This is a genomic window from Lysobacter capsici (genome assembly GCF_018732085.1).
Classification (GTDB): domain Bacteria; phylum Pseudomonadota; class Gammaproteobacteria; order Xanthomonadales; family Xanthomonadaceae; genus Lysobacter; species Lysobacter capsici_A.
The window spans coordinates 2,123,222-2,139,884 of record NZ_CP076103.1; the positions used below are offsets into that span (position 1 = coordinate 2,123,222).

Here is a 16,663-nt window from a genome sequence, read left to right on the forward strand (position 1 = left end):
CGCAGTCGCAGTCGCAGTCGCAGTCGCAGTCGTAGTCGTAAGTCGCATCGTCGAGCCCCACAAAAACGAAGGGCCCGGCAACCGGGCCCCTCGTGTTCACGCGAACGCTGCGATCAGCGGCTGGAGCTGTAGGTGATCGAAACCGGATCAGCACATTCCTGCGTACCGTTGTTGCACAGCTTGTAGGTCATGGTGCCGCTGCCGATGATGCGGAACGTATCGGTGTTGGCGCCGGTGTTGCGCACGGTCTTGAGGATCGCGCCGTTGCGGTAAACGTCGATGTTCTTCTTGCCCTTCTCCCACGACAGGTTCACCGAGGTGCGGTGATTCGGCAGCGCGCTGGCCTTGGCTTCGAGGCGACGCGGATAGTTGGCGTCGACGAAGCTCGGGTACAGCGACATGCCGGCGGACGCGCGATAGCCCTTGACCTGGACGTACCACACGCCGCCCTGCGGGGTCGGGAAGAAGCAGGTCTCGTTGTTGGACGAGGTGAACGGACGGCAGTCGTAGGACGTGCTAGTCGGCTCGGAACCGTACTTGACGTAGATGTCCGAGTCGCCGGTGCCGCCGTACAGCGCGAGCAGCAGGTTGGACGCACCGTTCGGAACCAGCAACTGGTACTTGATCACGCCGTTGGCGGCGACTTCGATGTTGGTGACGGTAACGCCGTTCTCCAGCTCGATCGCCGGCTCGGGTTCCGGCGCCTGCGGGTCCGGCGGCAGCGCTTCGGTGCCCTTGGCCACGGCGACGGCGTAACGCGCGTCGACGATGCCCGAGCCGCACCAGTTGCTGAAGCTGCAACCGCCCGGCTGGCCGCCGACGTGCGCGGTATTGACCAGGATCTTCTCGATCTGGGCCGGAGTCAGCGGGGTCGGCGCGGCCGACTGCATCAGCGCGACCACGCCGGCCACGTGCGGCGACGCCATCGAGGTGCCGGCCATCCACGCGTAGCCTTCGCCTTCCTGGCCCTGCAGGCCCAGGTTGAGGGTCGACAGGATGTTGTCGGCCGCCGGATTCGCGCCCGAACCGCCGGGCGCGGCCACGTCGACCTTTTCGCCGAAGTTGGAGTAATCGGCCAGGGCGCCGGTCGGGCCCACCGCGGAGACCGCGATCACGTCGTTACAGCTGGCCGGCGAGTAACCGGAGACATCAGCGCCGGCGTTGCCGGCGGCGACCACCACGGTGGTGCCGCGGCCGCGCGCGGCGGTGAAGGCGAGCTGTTCGGCCGCGCTGCACGCGCCGCTGCCGCCGAGGCTGAGGTTGATGACCTCGGCCGGGGTCGCGTTGGCCGGCACGCCGGTGACGGTGCCGCCCGACGCCCAGGTCACCGCGTCGATGACGTCGGACTCGTAGCCGCCGCACTTGCCGAGCACGCGCACCGGCTGGACCTTGGCGCCGAACGCGACGCCGGCCACGCCCTTGGCGTTGTTGGCGATCGCGGCGATGGTGCCGGCCACGTGCGTGCCGTGCCAGCTGCTGTCCTCGGGAATGCCGAAGATGTTGCACTCGCCGTCGTGCCAGTCGCCCGGATCGTTCGGATCCGCATCGCGGCCGTCGCCGTCGACGCTGACTTCCGGATCGACGATGAAGTCGTAGCCGGCCACGATGTTGGCGTCGAGATCGCTGTGCGGGGTGATGCCGGTGTCGAGCACGGCGACCACGATGCCGTCGCCGGTGGCGAGGTCCCAGGCCGGTTCGGCGTTGAGGCCGCCCGGGCCGTTCTTGTAGTGCCACTGCTGGGCGTAGCCGGGGTCGTTGGGGACCATCATCGGCTTGTAGAAACGGTCGACGCTGACTTCGATGATGCTGGGGTCGAGCTTCATCAGCTCGATCGCCAGCTCTTTCTGGGCGGCCTTGTCGAGCGCGGTATCGGTCTTGATCACGCTCGAGCCGGTCGACAGCGTGCGCAGCGGCAGGATGCCGACGCCGAGCGTGGTCGCGGCCTTCGCGTACTGCTGGTTGAGCGCGGCCGGAGCCAGCTTGGCCGCGGCGCCCGGCGCGCGGGTGATGATGAAGCGGTTGCTCTTCTCGGCCGCGGCCGCTTTCACCGCTTTGGGCGAGGTCGCGACGCTGGCGGTGTGCAGCTTCGAGAACGTCTGCAATTTGCTGCCCGAATAGGCCACCGGCGCGACGACTACGGCCGTCGCGAGGGCCAGTGCGGTCCATTTCAATGAACGTGCTTTGCGAGTCATGACAAACATCCTTGATCCTTCGTTGCGCATGATCCCCTTCGCATCCCCTGTTTAGCGTCGGGCCTTAGGTCCGCCACGGCTGTGCCGTCGTACCGTCGCGGGACTTGCTTGCGCAGTCCGCCGCGCGCGAATCGCGACGCGGCCGGACTGCAGGGTGCTGTGACAGGCGCACACCGCCGTCTCCGTGCGCGAAGCGCTGCACGGACGAGGAGAGGAATGCGGCTGATGCGCGAAGGCGAACCCTCTGCGCGGAAAAACGGTGTGAACTGACGACTGCGAACCACATGCACGGAGCCCCCGGATACAACGCGACCGCTTCATCGTTGCGCGCCTGCGTCGCACGCGTTGCGCCTCGATGTCGCCGTTCCTTGTCGCGCGACCCCCTGCAAGTCGCTCATAACCGAAGCTAAATGAGCGCACCCATCGCATGCAAGTGTCATCAAAGCTGTGATATCGACATGAATGCGACTGAGCGCACAAACACGCGCGATGCAGCTCGGCGGCGAGGGTAGGGAGGTTGGCGTCAGCGCCCGCGAATGCAGGGATTTTCAGGCTCCGGCGCGATCGTCGAAGACACCGCGACTATTTTCGCTTCGAACCAAGTTTCTTTCGGAACTGTGAACTGGGTCGATCTATATTTCGCTGCGTCGCGCGCGATTTGCATGAACTGCCGCACGATTCTTCGCCGTGCATGCGACGCGGTGCGACTTCGCGCCGATGCAGGCTCGATCGTTTTCGGCGATTTTCGCTGTTGCAGGTTCGCAACATCGGGTCGCGCCGCGTGTTCGCGACCTGGTTGCGCAAATGCGCGGCGATATTTCCGTTCGCGCAAATCGTTTTGATTCGCGGCGTATTCGAGTCGCGTCGCGCAGCGATCGCTCGTTTGAAATTTTCTCGCCGATCCGATGAGGGCGGCGAGGGCGAGGCGGCGTCGGAAAGCGATTGAACGATGGCGCGGTGCGACGCCGTCCGGCGTGGGCCCCGGGCTGGCCCCTGTAGGAGCGGCGCGAGCCGCGACCGCGACCTCACGCCAACGTCGCCCCCGCGAGGTCGCGGTCGCGGCTCGCGCCGCTCCTACAGGGGGGATACGGGACGGCGCGGCGGGGCAAGATTCGCCTAAATTATTAATTTTTATGGAAAAATGACCCGGTGGCTGCGGATTCGACCGGGACGCTTCACCATCGCCGCGGCCCCCAAGCCGGTCCGGCCAGGGGGCATAGTTGCCGTAACCCGCTGAATCCCCTAAAATTCCGCTTCTGTCCGCCCGGTTCGGGTGCGGCAGGACCAAAAATAACTACAGAGGAATCTGGTCATGTACGCAGTACTGGTCACCGGCGGTAAGCAATACCGCGTGATGCAAGGCGAGACGCTTCGCGTCGAGCTGCTCGATGTCGAAGCCGGCAGCGAAATCAAGTTTGACACCGTCCTGATGCTCGGCGACGGCGAAGGTGTGAAGCTCGGCGACGCGCTCAAGGGCGCCAGCGTCACCGCCAAGGTCGTCGGCCACGGCCGCGCCGACAAGGTGCGCATCGTCAAGTTCCGCCGCCGCAAGCACCACCGCAAGCAGATGGGTCACCGTCAGCACTACACCGAAATCGAAATCACCGGCATCGCCGGTGGTGACAACAAGTAAGGAGCAGCAGCCATGGCACATAAAAAGGGCGTAGGTTCCACCCGCAACGGCCGCGACTCCAACCCGAAGTACCTGGGCGTGAAGATCTACGGCGGCCAGTCGATCGAAGCCGGCAACATCATCGTGCGTCAGCGCGGCACCCAGTTCCATCCGGGCGCCGGCGTCGGCCTCGGCCGCGACCACACCCTGTTCGCGCTGGTCGACGGCAAGGTCGAGTTCTCGACCAAGGGCCTGAAGAAGCGTCGCACCGTCAGCGTCGTCGTCGCCGAGTAATCGCGCCGCCACGCTGTACGAGGAGCCCCGCTTCGGCGGGGCTTTTCGTTTGGGGGCCGGGATTCGGGATTGGTGATTCGGGATTCGCAACAGCGAAAACCCGATTCGCCACTCCCGCTACAATCCTCGGTGGCCCCGTTTTTCAGCTTTTGCCAATCCCAAATCCCGAATCCCAAATCCCGGCTCTTATGAAACTCGTAGACGAAGCAGAAATCAAAGTGATCGCCGGCAATGGCGGCAACGGCTGCATCGGCTTCCGTCGCGAGAAGTTCATTCCGCTCGGCGGGCCGGACGGCGGCGATGGCGGCGCGGGCGGCAGTGTGTGGCTGGTCGCCAACGAAAACGTCAATACCCTGGTCGACTTCCGCCACCAGAAGCAGTTCCGCGCCCGTCAGCGCGGGCCGAGCGGCACCGCCACGGCGGCGGCGGGCGGCAGTGGGCCGGGGATGGTGCCAAGAAAACCGACGAATTCGGGATGGTCGCCACGGCGACCCTTTCGCCACGGCGGCAACCGGCGTTTCAGCTTTTGCCAATCCCACCCCCGAATCCCATCGTCGAAACTCGTAGACGAAGCAGAAATCAAAGTGATCGCCGGCAATGTGGCCGACGCAACGGCGACTGCTCGGTCGCGCGGCGGTCATTCCGCGCGGCGGCGGCGCAAGGGCGCGGCAGTGTGTGCTGGTCGCCAACGAAAACGTCATACCACCCGCCACGCAGAATCCGCGCCCGCCAATCCCGCTCAAAACATCCTCATCGTACCTCAACCGACCACGTAAAACCGACGTCACAGCCTTCGCGCACGGCGACCGCCTGCTGGTCGCGCTATCTCCACCATCCGAACATCGCTCAGCTCAAGCAAACGCCGCGGACGCGCCTTCTGCGCGGCAACTCGCAGCCACGCCGAAGCGTCGCAACTTCTCGCTGGAAACCGCGTGGTCAGCGGAAAAGCAGCTCCTCACATCCTGCCCGATCGAGGGCACTGATCCTCGCCATGCCGCCGCGCTGGGGTGGTGCGCCGGAATTCGAGGCCGTGCTGCTGGCGATCTCAGGCCAGCCGCAAAAGCAGCAGCGAATCGACGAAGCAAGGATCGCTTACCTCAGCCGCGACTGGCACCTTCCGATCGCATGGGACGTGATGGCCTTCTTCGATCGTCAGCGCGCCGAGGCGCTGGAAGCCGCGCATGCCGCCGGCGACCATGTGCCCTGAGCCGCGGGCTCACCGGTATTCGAATGCAATCCCCGGGCGCCGCGCGATGCGGCGCGGCCGGCGTGTGCGCGCCAACTCTCGCGCCTATTCGCGCGCCGACTTCAAGCTGACTTCACCGGTCGCCTCGATGATGCGCGGCATGCCCTGCGTATGCGCCAGCGACCATGCGTCCGCCGATGTCCTTCGCGGCCATGCCTTGGGCGACATTTCCTTGCGCCCAAACAAAAGCCCGGCCGAAGCCGGGCTTTTGCATGCCGTCGCGAGCGATCTTTCGATCGTGCGCGACGGTAGGTCGTCGCAAGACTCAGGCCGCGGCCAGGGCCTTGATGCGGGCCGACAGGCGGCTCTTGTGACGGGCGGCCTTGTTCTTGTGGATCAGGCCACGGGAGCTGAAACGGTCGAGGATCGGCTGAGCGACGTCGAACGCGGACTTGGCACTCGCGGCGTCGTTCTCGCCGAGGGCCTTCAGCACCTTCTTGACGGCGGTACGCAGCATCGAACGCTGGCTGGCGTTGCGGGCGTTACGCACGACAGTCTGCTTGGCGCGCTTCTTGGCGGACTTGATGTTTGCCACGGTGGATTCCTGGAATTTTGGTTGAAAGCGTTAATGGAACTGGACGAAGAGATGCTGCTAGAAACGAAATTACGGAAAATCAGACCGAAAAGTATGGCCGATTCAGTGGGTTGCGTCAACTGGCCGGAGACGCGCCGATGAGCAAGGGCGGTTTGCTGCGTTCATCGGTGATTTTCAGCTCCATGACCTTCATCTCGCGGGTCACCGGGCTGCTGCGCGACCAGGTCTATGCTTGGCATTTCGGCGCCAGTCCGTGGATGGACGCGTTCTTCGTCGCGTTCAGGATCCCGAACTTCATGCGCCGGTTGTCGGCCGAGGGCTCGTTCTCGATGGCCTTCGTGCCGGTGCTGGCCGAGTACAAGGAGCGTCACGACCACGCCGCGGTCAAGGACCTGATCGACCGGGTCACCGGCACCCTGACCGCCGCGCTGCTGGTGCTGACCACCGCGGTGATCCTGGCCGCCGAGCCGGTCATGCGCCTGTTCGCGCCGGGGTTCGACCCCAACGGCGAGCAGTTCGCGCTGGCGGTGGAGATGCTGCAGATCACCTTCCCGTATGCCTTGTTCATCTCCCTGGCCTCGCTGGCCGGCGGCGTGCTCAACAGCTACGAGAAATTCGCGATCCCGGCCTTGTCGCCGGTGCTGCTGAATATTTCGATGATCGCCGCGGCGGTGTGCGGCAGCTCGCTGATGAAGCCGCTGGGGTTGAACCCGGTGCTGGCCCTGGCCTGGGGCGTGTTCTTCGCCGGCATCCTGCAACTGGCGTTCCAGTTGCCTGCGTTGAAGAAGCTCGGCCTGTTGCCGCGGCCGCGCTGGGGCGGGGCGCATCCGGGCGTGCGCAAGATTCTGCGGCTGATGGTGCCGACCTTGTTCGGCTCCTCGGTGGCCCAGGTCAATCTGCTGCTCAACACCGCGCTGGCCTCGTTCCTGATCGTCGGCAGCGTGAGCTGGCTGTACCTGACCGACCGCCTGCTCGAATTCCCGCTGGGCATGTTTGGGGTGGCGATCGGCACGGTGATCCTGCCGCATCTGTCCAAGCGCCATGCCGCGACCGATGTCGACGGCTATTCCAAGGGCCTGGATTGGGGCTTCCGCCTGTGCCTGCTGATCGGTATTCCGGCCTGCCTGGGGTTGGTGCTGTGCGCCGAGGCGCTGATCGCGGCCTTGTTCCAGTACGGCAAGCTCACGCCCAACGACACCGCGATGATCCGCCTGAGCCTGATGGCGCAGTCGACCGCGGTGCCGGCCTTCCTGCTGGTGAAAGTGCTGGCGCCGGCGTTCTATTCGCGCCAGGACACCAAGACCCCGGTCAAGTCGGCGGTGGTGTCGGTGGTGGTCAATCTGGTCGCGACGCTGACCTTGCTGCTGGCGGCGGTATACCTCACCGACGTCGGCCAGGCCGCGCTGGCCCGCACCGGCGACCTGCGCGAGGCGCTCGGCGAAGTGCCCGGTGCGCACGCCTGCCTGGCGCTGGCGATCGCGATCGCCGGCTGGACCAATGCCCTGCAACTGGCCTGGTATCTGCGCCGGGCCAAGGTCTACCGGCGCCAGCCGGGCTGGGGTCGGTTCCTGCGCCAGATCGCGGTCGCCAGCGTGGCGATGGCGGCGGTGGTGCTGAGCCTGCTGTGGCTATGGCAGGGCTGGACCGGCTGGCCGTGGTGGGAGCGCCTGCTCAAGCTGGCGGTGGTGGTCGGCGCCGGCGGCGCGGTCTACGGTGCGGCGCTGTGGCTGCAGGGCATCCGTCCGCGCGATCTGCGCGGGCATTGACGGCGAGGCTTCGCGGTAAACGCGAGGCCCGGCGGTCGCCATCGCCATCGCAACGGCATCGAACCGGCGGGGTTGGATGCCGTTGAGACTCGCGTGCGGCGGCTATACTTCCTTATTCATCCTTTCAGCAGGCCCGGCCCGTCCGGGTTTCCATTACCGACCCAATGAGCAGGCTGTTTCGTGACGTCGAGGGCGGGCCGCGGTGCCCGCACGGCAGTGTGGTCTGCATCGGCGCCTTCGATGGCCTGCATCTCGGGCATCGCGCGCTGGTGCGCCATACGGTGGCGCGTGCGCGCGCGCTGGATCTGTCCGCGGTGGCGCTGAGTTTCGAGCCCTTGCCGCGCGAATTCTTCGCCCCGCAGGCGCCGCCGCCGCGGCTGCTGTTGCCGCGGGCCAAGGCCGAAGGGCTGCTGGCGCTGGAGGCCGACCAGGTCGGGCTGCTGCGTTTCAACGGCCGGCTCAGCGGGCTGAGCGCGGAAGAGTTCGTGCAGCGCGTGCTGGTCGACCGGCTGGCCGCGCGCGAAGTCTGGGTCGGCCCGGAATTCCGCTTCGGCAAGGCGCGCGGCGGCGACATCGCGCTGCTGCGCCGGCTCGGCGAACAGGCCGGTTTCAGCGCGCACGAAATCGAACCGGTGCATCTGGACGGGCAGCGCGTATCCAGCACGCGCATCCGCGAAGCGCTGCTGGCTGGCGATTTCACCAGCGCCGGGCGTTTGCTTGGGCGGCGCTACGCGATCGGCGGCCATGTCGTGCATGGCAAGCAACTCGGCCGCACCCTGGGCTTTCCGACCGCCAACCTGCGCTTCGGCGGCAAGACCCCGGCCCTGTCCGGGATCTACGCGACCTGGGTCCACGGCATCGGCGATCAGCCGCGCGCCTCGGTGTCGAGCCTGGGCACGCGCCCAACCGTCGCCGGGGTGGAACCGCTGCTCGAAGCGCACCTGTTCGATTTCGACGGCGACCTGTACGGTCGTCGCATCGAGGTCGAATTCGTCGCCCACCTGCGCGCCGAACTCAAGTTCCCCGATCTGGATTCACTGACCGTGCAAATGCACCGCGACGCCGAACAGGCGCGCGAACTGCTGCAACTCGATCCGCGACGCCCGACCGCGTCGCCAGCCCTGGGCGCCGACGCGACCCAAACTGCCTGAGACCCGCTGTGACCAACGATTCGAGCCAATCCGCACCCGCCAATCCGTACAAGGCCACCCTGCTGCTGCCGGCCACCGATTTCCCGATGCGCGGCGATCTGCCCAAGCGCGAGCCGGAAACCCTGGCGCGCTGGGAGAGCGAGGGCCTGTATCAGCGAATTCGCGAGAAGGTCGGGCAGCGCGAGCGCAGCTTCATCCTGCACGACGGCCCGCCGTATGCGAACGGCGAGATCCACATCGGCCATGCGCTCAACAAGGTGCTCAAGGACATCGTGGTCAAGTCCAAGCTGCTGGCCGGCTTCGACGCGCCCTACGTGCCGGGCTGGGATTGTCACGGCCTGCCGATCGAGACCAAGGTCGAGAAGGCCTACGGCAAGGTCGGCGACAAGCTCGACGCCGCCCAGTTCCGCGCCAAGTGCCGCGAATACGCTGCCAGCCAGGTCGACCTGCAACGCCGCGATTTCAAGCGTCTGGGCGTGATCGGCGATTGGGAAAATCCCTACCTCACCATGGATTTCCGCTACGAGGCGGACATCATCCGTTCGCTGGCGAAGATCGTCGAGCGCGGCCATCTGGTGCGCGGCTCCAAGCCGGTGCACTGGTGCTTCGACTGCGGCTCGGCGCTGGCCGAGGCGGAGATCGAATACCAGGACAAGGAATCGACCCAGATCGACGTAGGCTATGTCGCCAAGCATGCGCGCGGGCTCGCGGCGCTGTTCGGCGCGGCGATCGACGACGACACGATCGTCGCGATGCCGATCTGGACCACCACGCCGTGGACGCTGCCGGCCAGCCTGTCGGTGACGGTCGGTCCCGAACTCGATTACGTGCTGGTCGAAGGCCCCAAGCGCGCCGACGGCGGCCGTCGCCTGCTGGTGATCGCCGAATCGCTGGCCGAGAAAGCGCTCAAGCGCTACGGCGTCGACGAGGTGGTGGTGCATGGCCGCGCGCGCGGCGTCGAACTCGAAGGCCAGCGCCTGCAGCATCCGTTCTACGCCGAGCGCGAACTGCCGGTGCTGGTCGACAGCTACGTGTCGGCCGAGGACGGCACCGGCATCGTCCACAACGCGCCGGGCCACGGCCAGGAAGACTATGCGGTCGGCCTGAAGTACGGCCTGCTCGATCAGTACACCGCCGCGCAGATCAACCCGGTCGACGGCCGCGGCCTGTACCTGCCGTCGACGCCGCCGGCCGATCAGCACACGCTGGCCGGCGTGCATATCTTCAAGGTCGATCCGATCATCCTCGAAGTGTTGAAGGCGCACGACGTGCTGCTGGCCTCGGGCCGGCTCAAGCACAGCTATCCGCATTGCTGGCGGCACAAGTCGCCGGTGGTGTTCCGCGCCACGCCGCAGTGGTTCATCTCGATGGAGAAGGCCGGCCTGCGCCGCGACGCGCTGGCCGCGATCGGCGGCGTCACCTGGATCCCGGGCTGGGGCGAAGCGCGCATCTACAACATGATCGAGAGCCGCCCGGACTGGACGATCTCGCGCCAGCGCTACTGGGGCGTGCCGATCGCGCTGTTCTTCAGCCGCGAAACCGGCGAGCCGCATCCGCGCTCGGTCGAGATCATGCGCCAGGTCGCCGACGTGGTCGAACGCGAGGGCGTCGATGCCTGGTACGCGATGACCGCCGAACAACTGCTCGGCGAGGAAGCCGCGCAGTACGAGAAGGCCACCGACATTCTCGATGTCTGGTTCGACTCGGGCGTCAGCCACGAATGCGTGCTCGCGCAGCGCCCGCAGGACGGCCTGCGCAAGCCGGCCGACCTCTACCTGGAAGGCTCCGACCAGCATCGCGGCTGGTTCCACAGCGCGCTGCTCAGCGGCGTGGCGATGGACGGCGCGGCGCCGTACCGGCAGGTGCTGACCCACGGCTTCACCGTCGATGAAAACGGCAAGAAGCAATCCAAGTCGCTCGGCAACGTGGTCGTGCCGCAGACCGTGATCGACGCGATGGGCGCCGACGTGCTGCGCCTGTGGGTCGCCTCGACCGACTTCAGCGCCGAAATGTCGGTGTCCGACAAGATCCTCAAGCAAAACGGCGAAGGCTACCGCCGCATCCGCAACACCGCGCGCTTCCTGCTCGGCAACCTGAGCGGGTTCGATCCGGCGCGCGATCTGGTCGCGCTGGACGACATGGTCGCGCTCGATCGCTGCATCGTGCATCGCGCCGCCGAGTTGCAGGACCGCATCGCCTCGGCGTATGAGCGCTACGATTTCGCCGAGATCGTGCAGCTGCTGACCAACTTCTGCAGCGTCGACCTGGGCTCGTTGTACCTCGACGTGACCAAGGATCGCCTGTACACGATGCAGGAGAACTCGCGCGGCCGGCGTTCGGCGCAGAGCGCGATGTACCGCATCGCCGAGGCGTTCGTGCGCTGGATCGCGCCGATCCTGAGCTACACCGCCGACGAAATGTGGCGGCATCTGCCCGTCACCACCGAAAGCGGCCCGCGCGAGGACAACGTGCTGTTCGCGACCTGGTACGACGGCCTGGCCCTGTTGCCGCCCGACGCGGCCTTGTCGTCGGAAGACTTCAAGCGCCTGCTGGCGCTGCGCGACGACGTGGCCAAGACCCTGGAACCGATGCGCGCCGCCGGCCAGATCGGCGCCGCGCTCGAAGCCGAGATCTCGCTGCGTTGCGGCGTCGCCGATCAGAACTGGCTGGCGCCGCTGGCCGATGAACTGCGCTTCTTGTTCATCAGCGGCGATGTCGAAGTCGTCGCCGACGACGCGATCCAGGACATCGCCGTGCTCGCGGTCAAGACCGGCAAGCGCAAGTGCGTGCGCTGCTGGCATTACCGCGCCGACATCGGCGTGAGCGCCGAGCATCCGGACCTGTGCGGCCGCTGCGTCGACAACATCGCCGGCGACGGCGAGGACCGTCGCTGGTTCTGATGCTCCGATCGATGCGCGCGGTATCGCGCCGCGCGCATCGATCCGGTTTTCTTCGCGCCATCCCTTTCGCAAGTACTGATCCGAGCCACGATGACCGATAACGCAAGCAAACCCGGCCGCAACGCATTGCCCTGGCTGATCGTCTCGATCGTGGTGATCGCGCTCGATCAGCTCAGCAAGGCTTGGGTGCTGGCCTCGTTGCCCGAGTACACCGCGGTGCCGGTGATCGACGGCGTGTGGAACTGGTATCGCAGCTACAACACTGGTGCGGCCTTCAGCTTCCTCAGCGACGCCGGCGGCTGGCAGAAGTATTTCTTCCTGATCCTCGCGGTCGGGATCAGCGGCCTGCTCGCCACCTGGCTGGCGCGCACCGAGCGCGGCGACTGGAAGACCGCGCTGCCGTACGCGCTGGTGATCGGCGGGGCGATCGGCAACGTCATCGACCGCATGGTCCACGGCCACGTGGTCGACTTCATCCAGTGGTACTGGCGCGACTACCACTGGCCCTCGTTCAACATCGCCGATTCGGCGATCGTGGCCGGGGCGATCGGGATCGCGGTGTACGGGCTGTTCAGCGGCAAGCCGGCCGAGCCCAAGCCGGGGCAGGGCAAAGCCTAGGCCCACCACGGTTTCCACCGGTCGGGGCGCGGTATTCAGCCAGATCCGGGCCGCCCTGCGTCACACCAAGCCGCCACCGCCACAGGAGTACAATCGCGTCCCATGGACGTCCTGCTCGCCAACCCCCGCGGCTTCTGCGCCGGCGTCGATCGCGCGATCGAAATCGTCAAGCGCGCGATCGAAACCCTCGGCGCACCGATCTACGTGCGCCACGAAGTCGTGCATAACCGCTTCGTCGTCGACGACCTCAAGCGCCGCGGCGCGATCTTCGTCGAAGAACTCGACGAAGTCCCCGACGGCGCCACCGTGATCTTCAGCGCCCACGGCGTGTCCAAGGCGGTGCGCCAGGAAGCCGAACGACGCGCGCTCAAGGTGTTCGACGCGACCTGTCCGCTGGTCACCAAGGTGCATCTGGAAGTCTCGCGCCACTGCCGCGCCGGCCGCGACGTGATCCTGATCGGCCACGAAGGCCACCCCGAGGTCGAAGGCACCATGGGCCAGTGGCGGCGCGAAGCCGGCACCGGCCGCATCTACCTGGTCGAGGACGCCGCCGACGTCGCCGCCCTGCAGGTCGACCAGCCCGAAAACCTGGCCTACACCACCCAGACCACCCTGTCGGTGGACGACACCCGCAGCGTGATCGAAGCCATGCGCGCCAAGTTCCCGGCGATCCAGGGCCCGCGCCACGACGACATCTGCTACGCCACCCAGAACCGCCAGGACGCCGTGCGCGAACTGGCCGCGCAGTGCGACCTGGTGCTGGTGGTGGGCTCGGTCAACAGCTCCAACTCCAACCGCCTGCGCGAGCTGTCCGAGCGCGAGGGCGTGGAAGCCCACCTGATCGACGGCGCGGTCGAAATCGACCCCGAATGGGTGCGCGGCCGCAAGCGCATCGGCGTCACCGCCGGCGCCTCCGCGCCGGAAGTGCTGGTGCGCGGGGTGATCGACCGCCTGCACGAACTGGGCGCCCAGGGCGTGCGCGAACTCGACGGCGAGCGCGAGGACATGGTCTTCGCCCTGCCCAAGGAACTGCGCCTGCAGCTGGTCGGCTGAGAACGGGTCGGCTGAGTTGATGGAGGACCGGACCGGATCGAATTGACCGCCCGGCCCCGTCCCGCCTAGAATTGCCGTCCTCGCCGGAATAGCTCAGTTGGTAGAGCGGCGCATTCGTAATGCGTAGGTCGTAGGTTCGATTCCTATTTCCGGCACCACGTAACTCCGAGAAGAAACAACCGCCCGGCCACCGATCCAACGGCCGGCAAGCTTCCCGGAAAAAACAAAAGGCTCAGCCTCGCGGCTGGGCCTTTTTTTTGTTTGCCGATCAACCGCCGCGTACCTTTCAGCGCAGCATCGACCTCCAGCCGTTCCGCAGTCACCAGCGATACTGCAAGCTCGCGTTCCAGTTATTTGACTCGAGCCGATCGGAGTGCTGATAGCCATACTCAAGAGACACATCGAGCTTTTCGTTTTGGCGTGCAGTGATGCCAAGACCGGCCATGCCCCGATTCTTCGGCCAACTCACGCCTCTCGCCCGGCTCGGGAAGTCGGGCGCGCCGGCGAGCGCGACCTCGGTCTGAGCGTGCAGATCGCCTATTCCGTGTAACCAGCGAAGTTGTGCGTTTGGTTCGAAGGTCCAGCCGCCGCGCGCAAAGCTACCGGTCCACGCGAGCCCCGCGGACACTGTCGTGCGACGGGTGTGATGCGAACTCACAACCAGATTCAAATCGTCAGCGCCGACTTCGCGGAACCCATCGGTTTTGACGCGGGCGCGTTCGATACTGATCAGCGGCGTCAAGAATGAATTGCCGACACGGAAGTCGAGACCACCTTCCAGGTAAATACCGATCCGATCGCCATCGTAATCGGAATCCGCCCGGCGTCGGATATCGCCCACCTGGATGCGTCGTTCGAATTTGTTGTCGCTACGCGAATAGCTCAGGCCGCCGTACCAGTAAGCCAGGTCAGCGCGTCCACCCGTGTAGAGCGATAGCGCTTTACTGTCGACTTTGCCGTCGTCTCCATTGGACATATCGGTCTTGGCTCGGCTGGTGCTCAGGCTGGCACCCACGAACCAGCGCTCCCCCAGCCAAGTGTCCACGCCGATGCCGAGGCCATGCAGCCGGTTGTCGGCGCCACTCGCGTTGGCATCGCCGTCGATCTTGGAGTCGACGTCGAAACTGTGTACCCACAGATTTTTGTCCCGGGATACAGGTGCGCGGTGCGCCGCGATGATGCGATTGCTCATCGTCATCGCGATCGAACTTTCGTTCTCCAGCGCAAGACTCGCCGCGCTGGCATGCGTTTCACCGGAGATAGAATTCAGGCCGGCCAATGCCGCGGGCACGCTAAGTGTCGTGAACTCACGAAGCACGGTCTTCAGATCGGATCCGGGCGCCGAGCTGCGGCTGATGGCGTCTATGCTGCGAGACATTTCGCATTGATTGAAGGTGCTGCAAACGTCGCTGAAATCGGTCGTATTGCGTACGATATCGAGATAGGCGTAATGACTGTCGTACGCCAGTTGCAGATTAAGAAAAGGCATGTCCTGAGCGAGCGTCTTGAACTGGCCTTGGAGCCCGCCGTTGGCCTCGATCAGGATGTAGCGAGCGCTATCGGCGTATTGGCCGGGAACCTTGGTGACGCGGACATCACCGCCTTGCACCACGGCTTTGCCGAACACTTTCATCACGCTTTCCGGGCTTCCGGCGCCTTCGGCCGCGATGGTCACATCGAAGCTCGCGCCGTCGAGGTGGGTGTAGTCGTTGTTGATGGTCAAAGCACGGCCATCCTGACCGACAGCGATCACGCCGCGGTTCTCGATGCTGCCCAGAATGAGTCCAGGGCCGGCGAACTTCGCGCCGGGGCCGACGAGCAGATTGCCACCGAAAACCTGGGTGCCGCCCAGCCGGGTCTCGCCCTTTTCGACGTAGGCGGTTCCTCCGAATCGAGATAGATTCGAGGCCAGGGTAATGATGCCGGTGCTGGCGAGTTCGAGCCGGCCGCTGCCGATCAGCGCGCTTCCAGAGAAGACACCGTCGCCATTTTTTTCCAAACGCAGCGTGCCTTGCGGATCGATGCGGGCGCCACCTTTCATTTTTTCCGGATCGGCCACGAGCGTACCTGCAGATATCCCCCAAAAGCCGGTGCTGCGTGCGGTCAACGTAAGCTTGCCGGCGCCTTGCTTATTGAGGCTGGCGTCGGGACCGGACATGTTATTGGAGGAGACGATTTCCGCATCGTAAACGCCGTCTTCGGCTTGATCGAAGATCACGCGTGCCGGGCTCCTCGGCAAATCCCGCACCTCCAGCGGCCCACGAATCGACGACGCATTGCCGATGAGCGTGCCGCTCGCGACGATGGTTCCGCCTGTATAGGTGTTATGGCCATTGAGCGTGACGGTGCTGAGCGGGAAGGTTCCGCCTTTCACCAGACCGCCTGGGCCCGAGATATCGCCGTTGAGTACCAGGTTGCCATCGACGAAAAGTGACGAGGCCAGAACCAGGCGCTGATCGCTCCTCACCGCGGCGATGTCAGCACCGATCGGCGCTCTGAGGATCGATCCGTCGAACGTGACGACATTGGATGCGGCGCCCAGGCTGGCGCCGTTGCTGATCGACAAAGTCGTGTTGCGAACCGTCATGCCACCGCTGAGGGTGTTGATTCCATACAGGGCGAGCGTACCGTTTGAGATAGTCACATCGCCATTGCCGGTGAGTGTCGCGCTGATCTCCACGGACCTGCCGTTGAGCTCCAGCGTGGAGCCCGGCGAGTCGAAGCGCAGCGAACCGCCGGGATTGGACCGAAGAAACTGACTGGTCGCGTCGCTTTGAGGGCCGATGAAACGCAAGCCTGCGACGATCTGTTCGCCGTTGATGTCGGCGCTCTGGAAGGGACTGAACACCGCGATCGCACCGGGCGTCCATGAGCTATTGACCGCGCCATCGGCTTGCGTCCAACTGCGACTGAGGCTGTCCCAGGTGCCCGGGCCCGTGTCGACGCTGCCGTTGTCATGCAAGGCCGGGTTGCCGCCGTCCCAATAAAGCGAAGTCTGGCTGCGTCCGGTCATGGGGACGACGAACAGCAGTGGTAGCAATGCCGCGGCGCAAATGGCCTGACGACTCGGGTTGGGTCCGATCCGCAGGATCGAGGCGATGCACGCGCCGAGTCCGTGGTGTGGACGATCGCTGGGGTGGGAAAGCGAAGCGATAACTCTGGGCATGATGACCTTCCTTAGTTCACACGCAGTCGCCTCACGGACGTGGGCGACGTTAATTTTTCATTATTGTAACTTATGTGCAATGTATTTCCATGGACCAGCAGGCCGCCATGAAACGCACGAACCTTATGTC

12 protein-coding genes, 1 tRNA gene and 1 pseudogene are annotated in these 16,663 nt (G+C 65.4%); 11 read left to right on the plus strand and 3 right to left on the minus strand.

Annotation, left to right across the window (positions count from 1 at the left end; translation table 11 throughout):
- Positions 1 to 113: 113 nt before the first annotated feature.
- Positions 114 to 2,192, minus strand: coding sequence for a S8 family peptidase (locus tag KME82_RS08835; RefSeq protein ID WP_215498178.1), 2,079 nt, complete (start codon positions 2,190 to 2,192; stop codon positions 114 to 116).
- Between the two features lie 751 nt (positions 2,193 to 2,943).
- Here KME82_RS08835 and KME82_RS08840 point away from each other — a divergent pair.
- The 5 genes and pseudogenes from KME82_RS08840 (at position 2,944) to KME82_RS08860 (ending at position 5,305) form a co-directional block, all read left to right on the plus strand.
- A complete protein-coding gene (locus KME82_RS08840) occupies positions 2,944 to 3,138 on the plus strand; it encodes a hypothetical protein (RefSeq protein WP_215498179.1) in 195 nt (64 codons plus the stop codon).
- 366 nt (positions 3,139 to 3,504) lie between these two features.
- Complete coding sequence (gene rplU / locus KME82_RS08845; protein WP_036113830.1) at positions 3,505 to 3,825, plus strand: 50S ribosomal protein L21; 321 nt, start codon at positions 3,505 to 3,507, stop codon at positions 3,823 to 3,825.
- A gap of 12 nt (positions 3,826 to 3,837) precedes the next feature.
- Entirely contained in the window at positions 3,838 to 4,098 is a 261-nt protein-coding gene (gene rpmA / locus KME82_RS08850) for a 50S ribosomal protein L27 (RefSeq protein ID WP_036113826.1), read from the plus strand.
- Between the two features lie 188 nt (positions 4,099 to 4,286).
- Positions 4,287 to 4,550 (plus strand): annotated as a pseudogene (obgE, locus tag KME82_RS27075) (GTPase ObgE); the annotation flags it as partial.
- A gap of 539 nt (positions 4,551 to 5,089) precedes the next feature.
- Positions 5,090 to 5,305 carry a hypothetical protein gene (locus KME82_RS08860; RefSeq protein ID WP_215498180.1) on the plus strand — a complete coding sequence of 72 codons (216 nt, stop codon included), beginning with the start codon at positions 5,090 to 5,092 and terminating at the stop codon, positions 5,303 to 5,305.
- Positions 5,306 to 5,609: 304 nt separating this feature from the next.
- On the opposite strand, the gene rpsT is transcribed toward KME82_RS08860, so the two are convergent.
- Positions 5,610 to 5,879 carry a 30S ribosomal protein S20 gene (rpsT, locus tag KME82_RS08865; protein ID WP_036113822.1) on the minus strand — a complete coding sequence of 90 codons (270 nt, stop codon included), beginning with the start codon at positions 5,877 to 5,879 and terminating at the stop codon, positions 5,610 to 5,612.
- A 137-nt stretch (positions 5,880 to 6,016) separates the two neighbouring features.
- Between rpsT and murJ the strand changes: the two genes are divergently transcribed.
- From murJ to KME82_RS08895, 6 genes are all read left to right on the plus strand, one after another.
- Entirely contained in the window at positions 6,017 to 7,645 is a 1,629-nt protein-coding gene (gene murJ, locus KME82_RS08870; RefSeq protein ID WP_215498181.1) for a murein biosynthesis integral membrane protein MurJ, read from the plus strand.
- Between the two features lie 164 nt (positions 7,646 to 7,809).
- Positions 7,810 to 8,796, plus strand: a complete 987-nt coding sequence (locus tag KME82_RS08875; RefSeq protein WP_215498182.1) for a bifunctional riboflavin kinase/FAD synthetase — start codon at positions 7,810 to 7,812, stop codon at positions 8,794 to 8,796.
- An 86-nt stretch (positions 8,797 to 8,882) separates the two neighbouring features.
- Positions 8,883 to 11,696: an isoleucine--tRNA ligase gene (gene ileS / locus KME82_RS08880; RefSeq protein ID WP_215499021.1), complete on the plus strand. Its 2,814-nt coding sequence runs from the start codon at positions 8,883 to 8,885 to the stop codon at positions 11,694 to 11,696.
- A gap of 90 nt (positions 11,697 to 11,786) precedes the next feature.
- Positions 11,787 to 12,314 (plus strand): signal peptidase II, encoded by a 528-nt coding sequence (lspA, locus tag KME82_RS08885; protein ID WP_215498183.1) that lies wholly within the window; start codon positions 11,787 to 11,789, stop codon positions 12,312 to 12,314.
- A gap of 102 nt (positions 12,315 to 12,416) precedes the next feature.
- Entirely contained in the window at positions 12,417 to 13,367 is a 951-nt protein-coding gene (ispH, locus tag KME82_RS08890; RefSeq protein ID WP_215498184.1) for a 4-hydroxy-3-methylbut-2-enyl diphosphate reductase, read from the plus strand.
- 82 nt (positions 13,368 to 13,449) lie between these two features.
- Positions 13,450 to 13,525 (plus strand) — tRNA-Thr (locus KME82_RS08895).
- A 161-nt stretch (positions 13,526 to 13,686) separates the two neighbouring features.
- Here the strand turns inward: KME82_RS08895 and KME82_RS08900 are convergent.
- Entirely contained in the window at positions 13,687 to 16,533 is a 2,847-nt protein-coding gene (locus KME82_RS08900) for an autotransporter outer membrane beta-barrel domain-containing protein (protein ID WP_215498185.1), read from the minus strand.
- Positions 16,534 to 16,663: the final 130 nt, after the last annotated feature.